Raw genomic sequence first — 17,265 nt, 5'->3', positions numbered from 1 at the left:
TCACATGGAAATGACCCGGCCCGAGGCTGAGCCTCGGGCCGGGTCGTTCCGCGATCCTTAAAAACCCACAAAGGGCAGGCAAGAACATCGCCGTGCGCGGGCGTTCGCACCTGTCCGAGACGCCGGTGTGGTCAAGCTTGCGTGCATGGCCGAAGCTCCACCCTTTCTGCGCTCCGCGCTGCTTCCCTTCGCACCCACGTCGGAGCCCGGCGTGGCCGGATCGCCGCCCGGGGGGAACCGCGCGTCACTGCTGAAGCGCTGTTCGACCTGGCTTCCGGCGACGGCCGTGGTCGCCTGTGTCGGGGTCGCGCTGGGGTTCTATGGCGTGTCCGCCGCGGACCTGGCCCTCTTCAGCCTCTACATCGCCCTGGGTGTCGCGCTGCCGGGCCTGCTGTGGGTCCGAGCGCTGTACCGGGGCACGCCCACGCTGACGGAGGGGCTCGCGCTCGGCGTGACGCTCGGCTACGCGCTGGAAGTCCTCACCTACATACCGGCCCGCGCGCTCGGCGTGCCGCTGCTGGTGCTGGCCTGGCCGATCAGCACCTATGTGCTCTTCCTCGCCGTCCCCCGGCTGCGCGGACATTGGAAGGGCGCCCCCGGCGCGGGCAGGACGCCGTTGTGGTGGTCATGGTGCACCGCGCTGATCATGATCTATCTGGTCGTGTGGTCCGCCGTCAACGTCTTCAGAACCCAGGCCCTCACCTGGCCGGCGATCGGGACGTCGTTCATCGACATGCCCTTTCACCTGGCCCTGGCCGGTGAGTTGAAGCACCACATGCCGCCCATGGTGCCGACGGTCACCGGCGAACCCCTCGTCTACCACTGGTTCGTCTACGCGCATGTCGCGGCCGCCAGCTGGGTCACCGGGGTGGAACCACTGGTTCTGCTCTTCCGCCTCGCCATCCTGCCCATGCTCGCCGCCCTCATCGTCGTCCTCGGGATGGTCGGCCGTCGCATCACGCACTCGTACGCGGGAGCGCTGGCCGGCCTCGCGAGCACGGTCCTCATCACGGCGCCGAGCCTGTATCTGGGCGAGGCCGGCGGGGTGTTCACCTGGAAGGCCGTGCAGTCATGGTCGAGCCCGACCCAGACCTTCGGCGCCCTGTTCTTCGCCCCGATCGTCCTGCTCCTCATCGACCTGCTCGGCCGCAAGCCACAGCCACGGGGCAGGTGGGTCCTCCTGGGGATCCTGCTCGTGGCGGTCATGGGGGCCAAGGCCAGCTATCTGCCGCTGCTCATGGCGGGGCTCGTGGCGGTCGTGCTGGTCGAGGCGGTCCGGTGGTTCGCCCTGCCCCGGCGACCGCTCGTCGCGCTCGGCCTCACCGCGGCGTGCCTGCTCTTCGCGCAGTGCGTGCTGTTCGGCGGCGCGCGGCAGGGGATCTTGATCGATCCGTTGGCGATCATTCGCCTGACCTTGAGGAGTATGACCGGATTGGAGGTCGGGGCCGAGTTCTCGCCGGCGGTCACGATCGGCGTCGCCCTGCTGTGCGTCCTCTGCGGGGTCATCACATGGTGCGGGATCTTCGGGCTCGTGGGCCGGCCGCACCTGCTCGTGCGGCCCGTGGTGGTGCTGGTGCTCAGCATGAGCGCGGCCGGTCTCGGGGCGGCGCTCGTACTCGGCCATCCGCATCAGTCCGAGGGCTATTTCCTCCAGGCGTCCTATCCCTACCTGGCGATGGTCGCGGTATACGGGCTCATGCTCATCGTGCGGAGGGCGCGCGTGGGGTTCGGCGCGATGGCGGGCGCGGCCGGGGTGGGAGTGGTGGCCGTCTACGCCATCCGGACGCTCTGCGGCGTCAGGATCCCGCTGGATCCGGGCCAGGACGGCATCATCCTGTTCCTGCCGTACCTCGCGCTGCTGGGTGTGGTCCTGCTGGCCGTCGTCGTGCTGCGTGTCGCACGGCAGAGCAGGCTCCGGACCTGTGCCCTGGTGATCTGCATGGTCACGGCCGCCGGCACGCCCGCCGCCTGGTTCGCCCGGGTCATGCCCGGTACGTTCAGAACCCCCGTGGCCGCCGTCCAGAACCCCGCCGTGCAGAACTCGAACGGGACCACGCCGCCGCAGACTATTCCCGAAGGGGCCATGACCGCCGGGCGCTGGCTGCGTGCCCACTCGGCTGTCGACGATCTCATCGCGACGAACGTGCACTGCCGTATGGGCTTCGAAAACCCCTGTGACAGCCGTGCGTTCTGGGCGACCGCGCTGAGCGAGCGGCGGGTGCTGGTCGAAGGGTGGGCCTACACGGTGACCAACATGGACAGCTGGCGTCCCGGTGAGGTGGTGGAGACCCGGCCGTTCTGGGATCGCGACCGGCTCCAGGCCAACGACGCGGTGTTCCTGGCCCCCTCGGCGGAGGCGGTCCGGCGTCTGCGGGACGACTACGGGGTGCGGTGGCTCTTCGTGGACGAGCGCCGGATGAGTCCCGGCGCCAACCTCGGCGCCGTCGCGGACCTTCAGCTCCGTGCCGGCGACTACGCCGTCTACCGGCTGCCCGCGCCGGGCCGGTGACATCTCTTCCGCGTGACCGCCGGGCAGGGCGCCGAAACGCCGGCCCGGCGGTCTCTCGAATGATCAGCAGATAGGGCCGTCGGAGGCTCGAGCGAACACGTACTCGTTGCAGCCGTGACCACCCGGCAACGTCTTGAGGTAAAGTAGTTCGAAGCCGCGAGCGCGCAAGACGTTGAAGATCTCCCCGGGCGATGCCACTTCAAAGGGGAAGCCACCGATCCAGTCGATCAGATCGTGGCGCGCGGACATTCCGCGAGGTCGGACAGCGCTGGGGACTTCGACGCCACACGCTCGTTTCACGACCCTGGCCAGGGCTCCACGCAGGCCGAAATATGCTCTGAAGGCGCGGATGAACTGGCGCTGCGAGATCCGGCCGGACTGTACGTAGCGGCGTTTCACGTGCCACCACAGCCGACTTGTCAACCCTTGATCGTTGTAGATCGAGATGTACAGCAGTCCGTTCGGCGCGACAAGCCGGGAGGCCGCCTCGATCGCCTGCCACATAGCACCCGTATGGTGCAGCACTCCCCATGAGTAGACGACGTCGTGAAGGCCGAGAGACTGCGTGTAAGCCTCGTCCAGAATGGATCCCCGCTCTATGATCCAAGCGCTTTCCGGCGCGAACATGCTGCGGAGCTTCGCTGATGCCGCGACGGAATGCGCATCGAAGTCGAACGAGTGGACCCTTGCCCCCAGGCGGTGCGCGGCGAGCGAGAACAGGCCGCTGCCGCAGCCGATGTCGAGGAAGGTGCGCCCGCTCAGGTCGGAGACCCCGAGGGCCTCCTTCAGCGACGTCACGGCCATGTCGATCCGACCTTCGTCGACCAGTTCGAGGAAGCTCAACCAGTTGGCGCCGAAGGCGAAGCGGTCCTTGGTGGTCTTGTCCACTGAGTTTACCGACATGACTTCACTCCGCTCTGAGAGATGATCCGAGGAGCGCGTTGCGGGTGTCCACGCAACGCTGGATTCGCACCAAAGCGGGGAAATAATTCTCGACCGACAAAGGTGCGATCGCTGACCGGGTAACGCCGTCAACAATACGTGGCTGATTGCGAATATCTACCCGTGACGCACATACCGGCGTGTCCGCGCCTAAAGGAGTTCGACTCCGCTGCCGGCCGCGCTGTCCACCGCATATAACCAGATTTGACGGAAGCTCTGCCATGTCTTTCAGTCGTTGGCTGCCGTGTCACGGGCGTCGCCGAGTTAGAAAGTAATGTGATCTGGTCGGTCTCGGGCGACGTGGACGGGAACGACATCGCCGCACCGGCACATTCGATTACCGAGCAAGGGAGAAACTTTTGCGGGATCATATGTCCGAACGCCTCCGAATAAGCGTGATCGGCGCCGGATATCTGGGCACCGCCCACGCGGTGGGCATGGCCCAGCTCGGCCACGATGTCATCGCCATGGACATCGACAAGGAGAAGATCGACAGGCTGTCCGCGTGTGAGCTGCCCTTCTTCGAGCCCGGTCTCGGCGAGTTGCTCCGCAAGAGTGTGGAGGCGGGCCGGCTTCGGTTCACCGCGGCGTACGACGATGTCGCCGAGGCGGACGTCCATTTCGTCTGCGTGGGCACACCGCAGCTTCCGGGCTCCTTCAACGCGGATCTGCGGTGGGTCGAGACGGCCTTCGCCGAGCTGGCGCGGCGGGTGGCCGGGCCGGCGATCATCGTGGGGAAATCCACGGTGCCGGTGGGAACCGCGCGGCGCATGGCCGATGTCCTCCGCCACCAGGCCGGCGGCAGCCGGGTGGAGGTGGCGTGGAATCCGGAATTCCTTCGCGAAGGGCACGCGGTTCAGGACACGCTCGAGCCCGATCGGCTCATTTTCGGGGTGGAGTCCCAGTGGGCGGAGCAATTGCTGCGGGCCGTCTACCAGCCGATCATCGAGGACGGCTGTCCTCTCGTGGTGACCGACTACGCCACCGCCGAGCTCGTCAAGGTGTCGGCCAACGCGTTTCTCGCGATGAAGATCTCCTTCATCAACTCCGTGGCGCAAATATGTGAGGCCACCGGCGCCGCCGTGCTGCCGCTCGCCGAGGCACTCGGCTATGACGACAGAATCGGCCGGCGCTTCCTGGGCCCCGGACTCGGCTTCGGCGGGGGCTGCCTGCCCAAAGACGTTCGTGCCCTGTACGCCTGCGCGACGGACCTCGGCCTGGACGAAGTCGCCACGTTCGTCAGGCAGATCGACACCATCAATCTGAGTCGCAGGGACCGCGCCCTCACGCTCGGCCGGGACCTCCTGGGAGGCACGTACGAGGGAAAGCGGGTCTGCGTCCTCGGCGCCGCGTTCAAGCCGAACACCGACGACGTCCGGGATTCTCCCGCGCTGGCGGTGGCAGTCGCCGCCCATCGCGAGGGCGCCCGGGTCACCATGCACGATCCCGTCGCGATGAACAGCGCACGGCTTGTCCATCCAGAGATCGAGTACGCCGACACGATCGTCACGGCCGCGCTGGAGGCCGACCTCGTCATGCTGCTGACCGACTGGACCGAGTTCCAGGACATGGATCCCGCACTGCTCAGCAGCGTCGTCCGGAGCCGGAACGTGCTGGACGGGCGCAACGCGCTGACGCCGGAACGCTGGCGCGCGGCCGGTTGGACCTATCGCGCTTGACCGGCTCTCGTTTTCGATAGGGGGTGGACGTGCGACTCGCGCAGGTCCACCCCTTATTCGACCTCGTGCAGCGTGAGTTCTGGTGGGCCTGATCAGTCCGGCAATGTCCAGGACATATCTTCCCAATTCTTGCGGCCGCACCGCGATGCCGCCGACGCTCCCACCTTCGAGAAGCGTGATCCTTTAGGCACGTGAGCAACGATCGGGGGTCGCATCATGAGGAGACTGCACGTCTGCGAAGTCATCAAGGACCTGGGGGTCGGCGGCGCGGAGATGCTGCTCGTCGAGCGATTGCTGGCCGCGCCGCCCACGGGCATGCGCTACACGGTCGTCTGCCAGAGCGCGGCGACCGACGAGCTCATCCAGCGATTGCGACTGGCGGGGATAGAGGTGATCAATCTCGCCGCCTGGCCGCGGCGGCTCCGCCTGGCCCGTCTGGCGGTGGAGGTCAGACGCTTGCGCCCACACGTGCTCAACCTCCACTCGCCCGTGCCCGCGTCGCTGCTCCGGCTGACGTCGCGGCTGTCCAGGCCGAGGCCCGCGCTGGTCTCGACCGTGCACAACGTCCGCTACCGCCTGCCGACGATGCTGCTCGACCGGGCGACGGGATGGCTGGACGACCGGACCGTGGCCGTCTCGCCGCAGGTCGCGCGGGCCATCGTCAGCCGGGGCGCGCGCGACCTGTCAACCAGGATCCACGGCATCAACGTCGCGGAGCAGCGCCGCCGGGCGGGGGAGGCCGCGCGGACGAGGCAGGAGTGGAAGGTTCCCGAGTCCGCCTTCCTCATCGCGCACGTCGGCAACTTCCGTCCGCAGAAGCAGCACGGCGTGCTCATCGAGGCGGCGGCCAAGGTGGTCGACCGCGATCCGCGGGCTGTCTTCCTGCTGGCCGGCACCGGTCCCTTGCATGACGAGACGGCTCGCCGCGTCGCCGAGCTTCAGTCGGACGGCGTGCGGCTGCTCGGACATGTGCCGGACGCCGCCAGGCTGATCGCTGCGGCGGATCTGCTCGTGCTCAGCTCCGCTCACGAAGGGCTGCCTGTCGTCATCATGGAGGCTCTGGCGGCCGGCGTGCCGGTGGTGTCCACAGCCGTCGGCGGGGTGCCGGACTTGATCGACAACGGCTGGAACGGCCTGCTGACCAGGCCAGGAGACCCCGATGCGCTCGCTGAGGCCATTCTTCGGGCGATGCGGCCCGACGTTCACGCACAGCTCCGCGAAGGGATACGGAACGGCGCTCATCCGGTGGACATAGGCCAGACGGCGGAGTGGTTCGAGCGGCTCTACGATGAAGTCGTCACCGATGGCGGTGATGTGCCGCGCCGGCGGAAGGCAGGCAGGCTTTGACGGCCGGGCCGGATCTCGCTTTCCGCACACGAGATCCGGCGATCGCCGGCTATTCGGCGGTGGGGACGACTTCGTTCTGAAGGGTCCACTCCAACTGCGTCGTCAATCCGGTTCGCAGATCGATCGTGGGCTGATAGCCGATCACGTCTCTCGCCCGGGAGACATCGGCATGCGTATCCCGCACATCGCCGGCCTGTCCGCGTCCGAATTCGAGGACGACCGGCCGCCCGACGACGGTGCCGACGAGGTCGGCCACGTCGAGCACCGAGGTCGTGACCCCGGTGCCGATGTTCAGGGCTTCCGCTTCGACCTCCGCGGTCATGGCCATCAGATTGGCCCGCACGGCGTCGGCGATGAAGGTGAAGTCCCTTCGCTGCTTGCCGTCGCCCAGAATCGTGACGGCCTTTCCGGACAGCGCCGATTCGATCAACTTGCTGATCAGCATGTCGCGGCGTTGCCTCGGGCCGTAGACCGTGAAGTAGCGCAGCGCCACGACCGTTGGCCGGGATCGGGCGCGCCGCGCGTGAGCGAGAGCCAACTGCTCCGCGGCGAGCTTCGTCACCCCGTAGGGCGAGAGTGGGGCGGGGAGGTCCTCTTCGGTGACCGGTCCGTTCGGCGCGCCGCCGTACACGCTTGACGAGGATGACACCACGACACGGCGGACAGCGGTACGGGCGGCCGCCTCCATCAGGAGATGGGTGGCGACGATGTTGCTCCGCGCGTAGCTGGTGAACTCGGCTCCCCATGAGGGGCGGACGCCGGGCCGGGCGGCGATATGAAATACCGTGTCCGCACCGTCGAGCTGCGGTTCGAGGGGTATCTCGGCTAGATCGCCACGAATCAGGGTGAAGCGGTCGCTGACCTCGTTCAGCCGGAGGTTCCGCTCTGTGACCTCCTGTGGATGGCCCAGGCAATGGTCGATGCCGACGACCTCGTGGCCGTCGTCGAGCAGTGACCTCGCGATGTGGGAACCGATGAACCCGGCGACTCCCGTCACGACGATACGCTGCCCCGCCGGGGCGGCCTCCATGGGTTTCATTGATCGGTTCTCCTTATCTGAGCACTGCGGAATTTGCTGGCACCGCGAGAAATGGAAACCCTTTGCATCCTCTTGCCCTTCGGCGTCGCGCCGGCGGCATCGAGGTGTGCGGGACAGGAAATCCGGGACGGACTTGACTTGACCGTCCCGCCGATATGTTCTGCGGGCCATGATACCGAGAATGACCGGGCGAGCACTTATCGCCTGAAGGTGTGTTGCGAGCCACGCCCACCTTGTTGGGGATGTCGCGGTGCGTGGCCCACGGTGGTCTAGGATCCATTTCCAGCAAGGATGCCCGGACAACGAACGGCTCCACGGGAAAATCGACCTAAAGATTGCCTCGGGAGAGCGTCACGGCTTTCCGGGTCGACGCGTTCCTGAATTTGTCAGTTCTGCCGGCGCGCCATTGATCGCCCGGTCGGGGAACACAATTTCTTGCGCCAACCGATGGAGGACCGATGTGCGGGATAGCCGGGATCGTATCGACGACACGTCCCGACCCGGTGCTCGTGCGCCGCATGTGCGAGGTGATCGAGCACCGTGGTCCGGACGGCGCCGGATTCCACAGTGACGAGCACGCGGCGCTCGGCATGCGACGACTGGCGATCATCGACCTGGCCTCGGGCGACCAGCCCGTCTACAGCGAGGACGGCGAGGTCGTGGCCGTCTTCAACGGTGAGATCTACAACTTCGCCGAGCTGCGGCGAGACCTGTCCAGACGAGGGCATCGGCTGCGCGGGGCAGGTGATTCCGAGTGCCTGGTGCACCTCTACGAGGAGCACGGCACCGAGATGGTCCACCGGCTCAGGGGGATGTTCGCCTTCGCCATCTGGGATCGTGCGCGCCGACGATTGGTCCTCGCGCGTGACCGCGTAGGGAAGAAGCCCCTTTACTGGCGTTCAGACGGCACTTCGCTGGTATTCGGGTCGGAGCTGAAGTCCCTGACGCAGGATCCGCGCCTGCGGCGCGAAGTCGATCCGGTGGCATTGGATCACTATCTGACCTACAAGTACGTCCCGGCACCGTGGTCCATCTTTCAGGACGTGCGCAAACTCCCGCCCGGCCATCTGTTGGTCTGGGAGCGAGGAAACGTCTCCGTGGACCGCTACTGGGCGCTGGACAGTTCGCCGCGACCGGTGCTGGATGAGGAAGCGGAGGAGGAGCGACTACGTGAGCTGCTCCTGGAAGCCACCCGCATCCGCATGGTGAGTGAGCGCCCCATCGGGGCGTTCCTGTCAGGCGGGGTCGACTCGTCCGCGGTGGTGGCGGCCATGGCCATGCAGAGCCACGAACAGGTGCGTACGTTCTGCATCGGTTTCGCGGACAGCGATTATGACGAGCGGCACAAGGCCCGCATGGTGGCGGACCGATATGGCACGGACCATCATGAGCTCGTCGTCACATCCGAGCTGCTGGACGTCCTGCCGCACATTGCCTGGCACTTCGATGAGCCGTTCGCCGACGCCTCGGCCATACCCAGTTTCTACGTCGCGCAGCTGAGCCGGAAGCACGTCACCGTGGTGCTCAACGGTGACGGTGGCGACGAGAGTTTCGGGGGATATCGGCGTTACGTTCGGATGGGGCAGGCCGAGCGGATCCCGGTCATGCCCCACATCCTGGCGATGGCGACCGGCCGCCTCGGCGACCTGATCGCGGAGCGGAGCACCAGCGGATCTATGCCACGGCGGCTCGCCCGGCTGATGCAGTTCGCCGCGGCGCGCCCGGCACGACGCTACGCCCGCCTCATGTCCCAGTACACCCACCGGCAGAAGTTCGCCATCTACAGTGACCAGCTTCGCGAGCTCCTGGCGGGGGCGGACAGTCACCGGCTGCTCGACGAGGCGTTCGAGCGATCATCGGCGGCGACCGATCTCGGCCGCATTCTGGACGTGGACATCGCGAGCTACCTACCGGACGACCTCCTGGTCAAGGTGGACATCACCACCATGGCCAACTCGCTGGAGGCCCGCTCTCCGCTCCTTGATCACCATCTGGTGGAATGGGCGGCCGGGCTGCCCATCGCGCTGAAGGTGCGCAACGGTGAGACGAAGGTCCTGCTCAAGCGGGCCGTCGCCCCTTGGCTGCCCAAGGAGATCCTGGGCTTCCCCAAGCAGGGATTCGACGTGCCGCTGGCGGCGTGGCTCCGGGGTGAGCTGCGTGAGCTGGCCTTCGACCTGCTCACCGATGCCACCGCCCGCAGCCGAGGCATGTTCCGGCCACAGGCCGTCCGGGACCTCCTCCAGCGGCATATCGAAGGAGCCGACCACAGCGTCCAACTGTGGGCTCTCCTGCAGTTCGAACTCTGGTACCGAGCTCACGTAACCGGCGACGATCTTGCGATGCCCGAGACCGGTTGTGCCCCCTTGACGTGAGCGCGCGCTCACCACGATGAGGAAGATCACTTGAGTGATGCGTAGCCGGCGCGAGGTGAGAAGGCGGAGCTCCGTACGACGCGGAGCGTCGAGCGCCGCCGTCAGCGATGGCCCTCCCTCCGGAGTTCTGCTCCTCCGGGCCTTGATCTTCTCGGGGGACTCGAATACGGCCAAGATCGTACAGACGGTGGTAAGCCAGGGGCTCCGCCTTCTGCTGGCCACATTCACCAGCATTCTGATCGCACGCTACCTGCAGCCGGAGGGCAGGGGTCAGTACGCGATGATCGTCAGTTTGGTCAGCGCGTCGGTCATTCTTGGGCATTTCACCATCGTCAATTCCCAGATCGCGTTCTGGAAGGACGGCGCTCTCAGCCGTGTGCTGACCGCCAACGGCCTCCTGCTCGGGGTGGGGCTGGGAGCGGTGGCCGCCCTGGGCGCCTTCGCCGTGTCACCGCTGGTGTTTCCGAACCGGCCGGCCCTGATCCTGGCGGTGGCTCTGTCGGCGGTGCCCGCCATGGCGGCGATCATCAACCTGCGGGGCATCCTGACGCTCCAAGCCAGGGTGGACCTGGTCAACCGCAGTATTCTCATTTCCGGCCTGGTCAGCTGCGTGTCCCTGGTCCTGCTGGCGGTGCTGGGCCACTTCACGATCTTCACGGTCATCGTCGTGTGGGCCGTTTCCGCTGCCCTGCCGCTCCCGTTGTACCTGCGGGCGCTGCGCCCGAACCTGAGCCACGTCACCTGGGAACTCGCCGGGCGCCAACTCGGCCTGGCGGGGCGCTACTACATCGGCAACATCGCCCAGTATCTCCTGCTGTATTCGGTGGCGGACATCATGCTGCTCAACGCGCTGGTGTCCTCGTCCGAGGCCGGTCTCTACAGCGTGGCGGTAGTCGTGACCACGATGGCCAGGGTGCCTGCGGAGGCCGTTGTCCAGGTCGTCCTGCCGCAGCAGGCCGGCGGTGACATGACCGCGTCCGCGGCGGCAACCGCGCGAGCGCTCCGGCTCTCGTTGCTCTGTTCGTCGGGCTGCGCGTTCCTTCTCGCCGCGGCCTCCCCGCTGCTGGTCCCCTGGGTGTTCGGTCCCTCATATGAGGGAAGCGTCGCACCGTTGGTCGTCCTGGCCCCGGGGGTCGCCGCGTACGCCGTCGTGCGCCTGGCGGGGCAGTACCTGATCCGGCTCGACCGCCCACTCTCGATGTCCGGGATCACCGTCGGAGCGCTCGCGGTGAACATCGCGCTCGATCTGCTGCTGATCCCCCGCTGGGGGGCGGTGGGAGCCGCGCTGTCATCCTCGATCGCCTACGGCCTGCTGGCGGTCATCCAGGTCACGTGGTTCTTCCGGGCACGCGCCTCTTCGGCGGAGTAAAGCAGGTATTGTTTCGGCCATTTGGCGCTGCGCCACGGCCGGTTCGCCGCCGGGCCGCATTAGCGTGGATGGACAGTGATTTCTGGTGTCCGAGGCGCGGCCGTTCGCACGCCATGTCCGCGCCTAGACTTTCGCCGCGACAGGACGAAAGGCTTTGCCATGCGGAAAAGAGACCGGTCCGCCCTCCGCCGTGTCGCATTTCTTATCGGGCACCTGGGGCGAGGGGGCGCCGAGGCGCAGATATCTCTGCTCGCGCAAGGCCTGTCCAACAGGGGCATCGAGGTTCACATGTTCCTGATCTCGAAAAGCGGGCCGCACGAAGCGGTCCTCCGAGACGCGGGAATAGCAGTGCATCATCTCGGGTTCGGCCGCAAACCGTCGGGATCACCTGACCTGGTGCGGTGCCTGCGGGGTTACGCACGGCTCATTATCTCGTTGCGGCGTATTCGGCCCGATGTGCTGCACGCCTATCTCTTCGAGGGCCGGATGCTGGGACCGCCCGCCGCTCGGCTGGCGGGCGTCCCCGTCTTGGTGGCCGGTCGGCGCAACGCGGGTGAGCCGGAACAGCGGCACCGCCGGGTGCGAGTTCTCGAGCGGGCGATGACCCGGATCACCGATCACGTCGTCGCGAACGCGATCGCCGTGGCCGAGGAAGCCCGCACCATCGTCAAGATTCCGGCCCGCAAACTGAGCGTGATCTACAACGGTCTACGGGCTTCCGCGTTCGAGCAGGCCGCACCGGCGAGCATCGACACCGAACTCCCTGTTGTGCTGTGCGTGGCCCGCCTGGCGCCGCAGAAAGGGCACGACATTCTGCTCGATGCCGCGTCGCGGCTGCTCCAGCGCGGCCGGCCGTGCACCTTCCTGCTCGCCGGCGAAGGCAGGGAACGGCACCGTCTGGAAGAGCTGGTCCGCGAACTGCGGGTGGATGTTCGTTTCCTCGGTGACCGCACTGACGTCAACGCGCTCCTGGCCAATGCCGATGTGGTGGTTCTTCCCTCACTGTGGGAAGGGCTGAGCAACGCGGTCATGGAGGCGATGGCCGCGGGGCGGCCGATCGTCGCCACCGCGATAGGCGGTACACCCGAATTGCTGGAAGGCCGGGGCGTCCTGGTCCCCGCGTCCGACGCGGAAGCCTTGGCCGACGGCATCGTCCGGGTGCTCGACGACCCGGACCTCGCGGCTTCGCTCGGACGCGCCGCCCGCGCCTGGGCGCGCGAGCATCTCGACGTGGACGTGATGATCGATCAGCACATCAATCTCTACCAGCGGCTTGCCCGGATCCAGAAGGACTGGACGGACAAGTCCTAAGCGCGGGTCAGCGGCCGACGTGCGGTTTCCTCAGTGTCCGCCGACGGCCGCCTCCTGCTCCAGGCCACAGCGGACAGCAGACTCGTGACCATGACGATGGGAATGCGCTGCCGGAAGATCAGGCCGACATTGGCCACTGTCGTCGCGTAGGCGATCGTGCTCGGCACGATGAAGAGCAGCAGGATCAAGAGCACTCGCCGGTCATGGCGCCATAGCACGCGCACCCCGCGCACCGCGCTGTACAGCATGAAGTACCAGATCAGCATCTCGATCTTGCCGAGCTGCAGCGTCGCGCTGCCCTCGGTCCAAGGGAAGGGGGCCAGCAGCGTGTAGAGCAACTTCGGAATCAGCGAACCCCACGCGTTGCCGCTGTCGTCGAACAACACGCCCGAACCTTGGCTGGCGTACGAGCGGCGAGCCTCTTCCGACTGACCGAACTCCAACTGGCCCAGTGCCGTCTCCATGACCCCGCCGCTGTCGACGTAGCCGAAGAAGAACAGGCCCGCCACCAGCAATCCACCGGAGACGACCAGAGCACGGGTGAACGCCGCGCCCCTCGAACCCATGACCCCGAGAAGCGCCGGAACCGCGCACATGAACACCATGTACGCACGCACGTTCCACAGCGCCCAAAGGAGTGACAGCGTCATGAGCGGCTTGCGTATGTCGAAGCGTCGCGCAGTCGAAACGGCAAGGTAAAGACAGCCCACAACGAGGAAGGCGTTGAATCCATCCTTGAACGTGTCAGACGTGCACAGGAGAAACATCGGAGAAAACGCGGTGACGACAAGCAGGACAAATGCCGCCCGTTCGTCGGCGCCCACCACCCGCGCGAACCTGTACATGACGATGCAGAGCGCACACGCTATCAACGCCACGACGGCCGTACAGGCGAGCGGAGCCGCGCCGCCGCACAGATAGATGACGAAGGCGAAGACATAACACGGCAGAGCCACGGAGGCGAAGCGCTCGGCCGGCACGGAGGTGGCGAACTGAAGGCCTTCGCGCTGCCAGAACGCGGCGGTCTCCAGGGAGATGGACTCATACCCGAGATAGTCACCGCCGTATCCGACGGCATCGGGCCGCACTACCGCGAGGTGAACGACAAGCCGGACGGCGAAGGCGGCAAGCAGCACCGGCAGCATTCGCCACGCCGTGTGTTTGTCAAAACTTACCGAAACAAGAACGACCAGTGTGATCACGGTGGCGGCGACGATAAGGTACTCCACCCAAACTCCTCAACGCTCATCGTGTGATAGCCGGACGGCACGCTGAACAATACGATGATCGGCCGCCGAGATCGACATGGCACACCGAACCGCTGCAAGTCAGCAGGAAAGACATCCGCCTGTCACCTCATCCGATGCGATTCCATAACCTGCGGGGACAAGATATGCAAATATTCCGTCGGCACCGCGACTCGGACCATTGAACGAGTCAAGACCCAAGCTAGCTTCTGCGGCATGAAGACCCATTCCGCAGGAGCTTGTGCGAAGCCGGACGGCCGCATAAGAGTCATGGATGTCATCGCCCGGATGAACATCGGCGGCCCGGCTACTCAGCTAACGGGGTTGTGCGCGCAGTTGAACCATGACAAGTTCGACCATCGCCTCTACACGGGTGACGTCGGTGGTGACGAAGGGGACCATTTCCTGCTCCGGAACCCGGCGATGCCGGTTCACCGGGTTCCTGGGCTCGGTCGCTCGATCAAGCCTGCTGATGACGTCCGGGCGGTCATGCACCTGATCAAGGCGATCCGCGCGTTCCGGCCGCATATCGTGCACACGCGAACCACGAAGGCCGGATTGCTGGGTCGTGCGGCCGCCCGCCTGTCCGGCCTCAATCCGGCCCTGGCACACGTGTTTCACGGGCATCTTCTTTATGGGCACTTCTCCCCGCCCAAGCGATTTGTCTATGTACGGACGGAGCGGCTTCTCGCGTCGATGTCCGATCGTCTGGTGACGGTCGGAGCCCGCGTCCGCGACGAATTGCTGGAGGCCGGAATCGGCCGTCTGGAGCAGTACATCGTCACCCCACCAGGTGTCGGGCTCGGCACGATCCCCAGCCGCGAGGATGCCCGCCTGTCTCTGGGGCTCCCGCTGGACGTGCCCGTCGTCGCCTTCGTCGGCCGGCTCACCCAGGTGAAGCGGCCCGACAGATTCGTCGCCACGGCGACCGCCGTGCTCCGGAGCGTGCCCGACTGCCGCTTCGTCGTCTGCGGAGACGGCGAGCTCCGCGAGGAGATGGAACAGGCCATCGGCCCTATGCGCGGTTCCTTCCACATGCTCGGATGGCGAGACGACGTGGCGACGGTCTACTCGGCCGCCGACATGGTCCTGCTCACCTCCGACAACGAGGGGATGCCGGTCGCGCTCATCGAGGCCGGGATGGCGGGAAGGCCCTCCGTCTCCACCAGGGTGGGCAGTGTCGCCGAGGTGATCCGGCATGAGCACACCGGTTTCGTCAGCTCCGCCGACGTCGGCGAGCTGGCCGAACACACCGTACGACTGCTGCGCGACCCCGAGCTCAGACACCAGATGGGTGAGTCCGCCCGCCACTGGACCACCGCCTCGTTCGGGGTGGAGCGCCTGGTGGCCGACACCGAGGCCATGTATCGATCGCTGTATGAAGAGCGCCGGGCGAACCGCGCTTCGGCGGGAAGCGTGAGGTGACCAGATGCGATTTCTGATTACGGGCGGGGCCGGGTTCATCGGGTCCCATCTCACCGACGCGCTGCTGGCCCGCGGCGACTCCGTCGTGATCGTGGACAACCTGTCGACGGGACGGGTCGCGAACCTCGCGCTCGCCGCCGGCCATCCCCACCTTCAGTTCGTCCAGGGATCCGTGCTGGACGAGCTCATGGTGGATGAGCTGGTGCACCAGTGCGACGTCGTCGTCCATCTCGCGGCCGCGGTCGGCGTCAAACTGATAGTCGAGCAGCCGCTGCGGTGCCTGACGACCAACATCCGCGGCTCGGAGGTCGTCATCGAGGCCGCGCATCGCTACCGGAAGAAGATCCTGATCACCAGTACGAGCGAGATCTACGGCAAGAACTCGGCGGGACCGCTGAAGGAGGACGCCGACCGCATCCTCGGCAGCCCGTCCGTGGTGAGATGGGCCTACAGCACGGCGAAGGCCGTCGACGAGATCCTCGCCAACGCCTATCACCGGGAGCGCGGCCTGCCGACGATCGTCGTCAGGCTGTTCAACACCGTGGGGCCCCGGCAGAGCCCGGCCTACGGAATGGTCATCCCGCGCCTCGTCCAGCAGGCGGTCAGCGGTGCGCCCCTCACGGTCTTCGGCGACGGAAGCCAGACCCGCTGCTTCGTGCACGTCGCGGACGCCGTCGACGCGCTGCTCCGGCTCCTCGACCTCGAGGCGGCGGTCGGGCAGACCTTCAACATCGGCTCCGCGCACGAGGTGAGCATCCTGGAGCTGGCCAAGCTGATCATCGATCACACCGGGTCCACCTCCGGAATCGACCTCATCCCGTATCACGAGGCCTACCAGCAGGGTTTCGAGGACATGACCCGCCGGGTCCCCGACACCACCAGGATTCGCGAGCTCACCGGCTGGGTTCCCCGGCACACTCTCGACGAGATCCTCGTCGAGGTCGTCAAGCAGGTTCGCGAAGAGCTCCCGGCGTCCATCCGGTGAACGGGACGATCGCCGTTGCCACAGGCGTGGCCGCGTTCCTGGTCAGCTGTATGGCGATCGTGCCGTTGAAGCGCCTGGCGCTGGCATGGGAACTGACCGATCGCCCCAGTGAGCAGAAGGCCCACGCCCGCCCGACCCCTTACCTCGGTGGCATCGCGATCACGTTCGGCACGGTCGTGTCCGTGATCGCGGTGATCGGCTTCGTCGATCTCCAGATCATGGCGATCCTCCTGGCGGGCACCGCGGTGTCTCTGGTCGGCCTGATCGACGACGTCGGCCCGCTGCGCCCGGTCACCAGGCTGGTCGTGGAGGCCGGGGCGGCGAGCGGGGTCGTGCTCTCCGGGGTTCACCTCACCACGCCGGCCGACGGATGGCTGGACGGACTGCTCACGGTCGTGTGGATCGTCGTGATGCTCAACTCCTTCAACCTGCTGGACAACATGGACGGCGCGCTGGGAGCCGTCACCACCGCCACGGCCGCCTTCCTCGGCGGAACGGCCTTCGTGACCGGCCAGCCGGCGTTGGGGCTGCTCCTGATCGCGCTCGCCGGCACCAGCCTGGGCTTCCTGCCGCACAACTGGGCGCCCGCGAGGATCTTCATGGGTGACTCCGGATCCCTGTTCATCGGGTTCGTGGTCACCTGCTCGGCTGTCCTCCTGGTGATGGGGCAGGGCCCCGGCAGGGTGGTCGCCGGGTTGCTCCTACCGACCTTCGTCGCCACCGTCGACACCGGTGTCGTGTTCATCTCGCGGATACGGGCGGGTCGCTCGCCGCTGATGGGTGGTACCGACCACGTGTCACACCGGCTCCGCCGGATGGGGCTCCCCACCCGGGCGGTCGCCGCGACGCTCGGCGCGGTCGCGGCCGCGGCCGGCTGCTGCTGTCTGATGATGGCCCTGCGCTTGATATCGCCCCTGGTCACGACGATGGTCGCGGGCGGAACCGCCGTCGTTCTCATCGTCCTGCTCCAGGGCGTGCACGTCTACGCGCCGATCGAACACCTGAATGCTCCTCCAAGAATCCGTGAAAGGCGGCGTTGA

The 17,265-nt window shown here is 66.6% G+C and carries 12 protein-coding genes; 9 read left to right on the top strand and 3 right to left on the bottom strand.

Annotation, left to right across the window (positions count from 1 at the left end; genetic code table 11):
- The first annotated feature begins 145 nt into the window (after positions 1–145).
- Positions 146–2,509, top strand: coding sequence for a hypothetical protein (locus KLK06_RS36120; protein WP_214640103.1), 2,364 nt, complete (start codon positions 146–148; stop codon positions 2,507–2,509).
- Positions 2,510–2,572: 63 nt separating this feature from the next.
- Here the strand turns inward: KLK06_RS36120 and KLK06_RS36115 are convergent, their stop codons facing one another.
- Entirely contained in the window at positions 2,573–3,397 is an 825-nt protein-coding gene (locus KLK06_RS36115; protein WP_214640102.1) for a bifunctional 2-polyprenyl-6-hydroxyphenol methylase/3-demethylubiquinol 3-O-methyltransferase UbiG, read from the bottom strand.
- Between the two features lie 425 nt (positions 3,398–3,822).
- Here KLK06_RS36115 and KLK06_RS36110 point away from each other — a divergent pair, with 425 nt between their 5' ends.
- Positions 3,823–5,130: a UDP-glucose/GDP-mannose dehydrogenase family protein gene (locus tag KLK06_RS36110; RefSeq protein WP_214640101.1), complete on the top strand. Its 1,308-nt coding sequence runs from the start codon at positions 3,823–3,825 to the stop codon at positions 5,128–5,130.
- A gap of 216 nt (positions 5,131–5,346) precedes the next feature.
- A complete protein-coding gene (locus KLK06_RS36105) occupies positions 5,347–6,477 on the top strand; it encodes a glycosyltransferase (protein ID WP_214640100.1) in 1,131 nt (376 codons plus the stop codon).
- Positions 6,478–6,526: 49 nt separating this feature from the next.
- On the opposite strand, the gene KLK06_RS36100 is transcribed toward KLK06_RS36105, so the two are convergent.
- Positions 6,527–7,507, bottom strand: coding sequence for an NAD-dependent epimerase/dehydratase family protein (locus KLK06_RS36100; protein WP_214640099.1), 981 nt, complete (start codon positions 7,505–7,507; stop codon positions 6,527–6,529).
- A 467-nt stretch (positions 7,508–7,974) separates the two neighbouring features.
- On the opposite strand from KLK06_RS36100, the gene asnB reads away from it, so the two are divergent.
- From asnB to KLK06_RS36085, 3 genes are all read left to right on the top strand, one after another.
- A complete protein-coding gene (gene asnB / locus KLK06_RS36095; protein WP_214640098.1) occupies positions 7,975–9,888 on the top strand; it encodes an asparagine synthase (glutamine-hydrolyzing) in 1,914 nt (637 codons plus the stop codon).
- Between the two features lie 187 nt (positions 9,889–10,075).
- Positions 10,076–11,257 carry a polysaccharide biosynthesis C-terminal domain-containing protein gene (locus KLK06_RS62595; protein ID WP_214640097.1) on the top strand — a complete coding sequence of 394 codons (1,182 nt, stop codon included), beginning with the start codon at positions 10,076–10,078 and terminating at the stop codon, positions 11,255–11,257.
- A 159-nt stretch (positions 11,258–11,416) separates the two neighbouring features.
- Entirely contained in the window at positions 11,417–12,568 is a 1,152-nt protein-coding gene (locus tag KLK06_RS36085) for a glycosyltransferase (RefSeq protein ID WP_214640096.1), read from the top strand.
- Here KLK06_RS36085 and KLK06_RS36080 read toward each other — a convergent pair.
- Positions 12,565–13,797: a hypothetical protein gene (locus KLK06_RS36080; protein WP_214640095.1), complete on the bottom strand. Its 1,233-nt coding sequence runs from the start codon at positions 13,795–13,797 to the stop codon at positions 12,565–12,567. The genes KLK06_RS36085 and KLK06_RS36080 overlap by 4 nt on opposite strands.
- Positions 13,798–14,085: 288 nt before the next feature.
- On the opposite strand from KLK06_RS36080, the gene KLK06_RS36075 reads away from it, so the two are divergent.
- The 3 genes from KLK06_RS36075 to KLK06_RS36065 are packed head-to-tail and all read left to right on the top strand — an operon-like array spanning position 14,086 to position 17,265.
- The gene (locus KLK06_RS36075) at positions 14,086–15,240 is read left to right on the top strand and encodes a glycosyltransferase (RefSeq protein WP_250906538.1); all 1,155 of its coding nucleotides are present in this window, start codon (positions 14,086–14,088) and stop codon (positions 15,238–15,240) included.
- Between the two features lie 4 nt (positions 15,241–15,244).
- Positions 15,245–16,225: an NAD(P)-dependent oxidoreductase gene (locus KLK06_RS36070; RefSeq protein ID WP_214640094.1), complete on the top strand. Its 981-nt coding sequence runs from the start codon at positions 15,245–15,247 to the stop codon at positions 16,223–16,225.
- On the top strand, positions 16,222–17,265 hold the full coding sequence (locus tag KLK06_RS36065) for a glycosyltransferase family 4 protein (RefSeq protein ID WP_214640093.1): 1,044 nt from the start codon (positions 16,222–16,224) through the stop codon (positions 17,263–17,265). The genes KLK06_RS36070 and KLK06_RS36065 overlap by 4 nt, the downstream gene beginning before the upstream one ends.

The organism is Nonomuraea sp. NEAU-A123 (genome assembly GCF_018603905.1).
Classification (GTDB): Bacteria; Actinomycetota; Actinomycetes; order Streptosporangiales; family Streptosporangiaceae; genus Nonomuraea.
The sequence above is the reverse complement of the archived record's forward strand: the minus strand, read 5'-3'. Positions and strand labels throughout refer to the sequence as shown.

Excerpts from the sequence above, each read along its gene's own strand:
- KLK06_RS36070 (WP_214640094.1), top strand. The coding sequence starts at position 15,245 with ATGCGATTTCTGATTACGGGCGGGGCCGGGTTCATCGGGTCCCATCTC.
- KLK06_RS36100 (WP_214640099.1), bottom strand. The coding sequence starts at position 7,507 with ATGGAGGCCGCCCCGGCGGGGCAGCGTATCGTCGTGACGGGAGTCGCC.
- KLK06_RS36075 (WP_250906538.1), top strand. The coding sequence starts at position 14,086 with ATGGATGTCATCGCCCGGATGAACATCGGCGGCCCGGCTACTCAGCTA.
- KLK06_RS36110 (WP_214640101.1), top strand. The coding sequence starts at position 3,823 with ATGTCCGAACGCCTCCGAATAAGCGTGATCGGCGCCGGATATCTGGGC.
- KLK06_RS36085 (WP_214640096.1), top strand. The coding sequence starts at position 11,417 with ATGCGGAAAAGAGACCGGTCCGCCCTCCGCCGTGTCGCATTTCTTATC.
- asnB (WP_214640098.1), top strand. The coding sequence starts at position 7,975 with ATGTGCGGGATAGCCGGGATCGTATCGACGACACGTCCCGACCCGGTG.
- KLK06_RS36120 (WP_214640103.1), top strand. The coding sequence starts at position 146 with ATGGCCGAAGCTCCACCCTTTCTGCGCTCCGCGCTGCTTCCCTTCGCA.
- KLK06_RS36105 (WP_214640100.1), top strand. The coding sequence starts at position 5,347 with ATGAGGAGACTGCACGTCTGCGAAGTCATCAAGGACCTGGGGGTCGGC.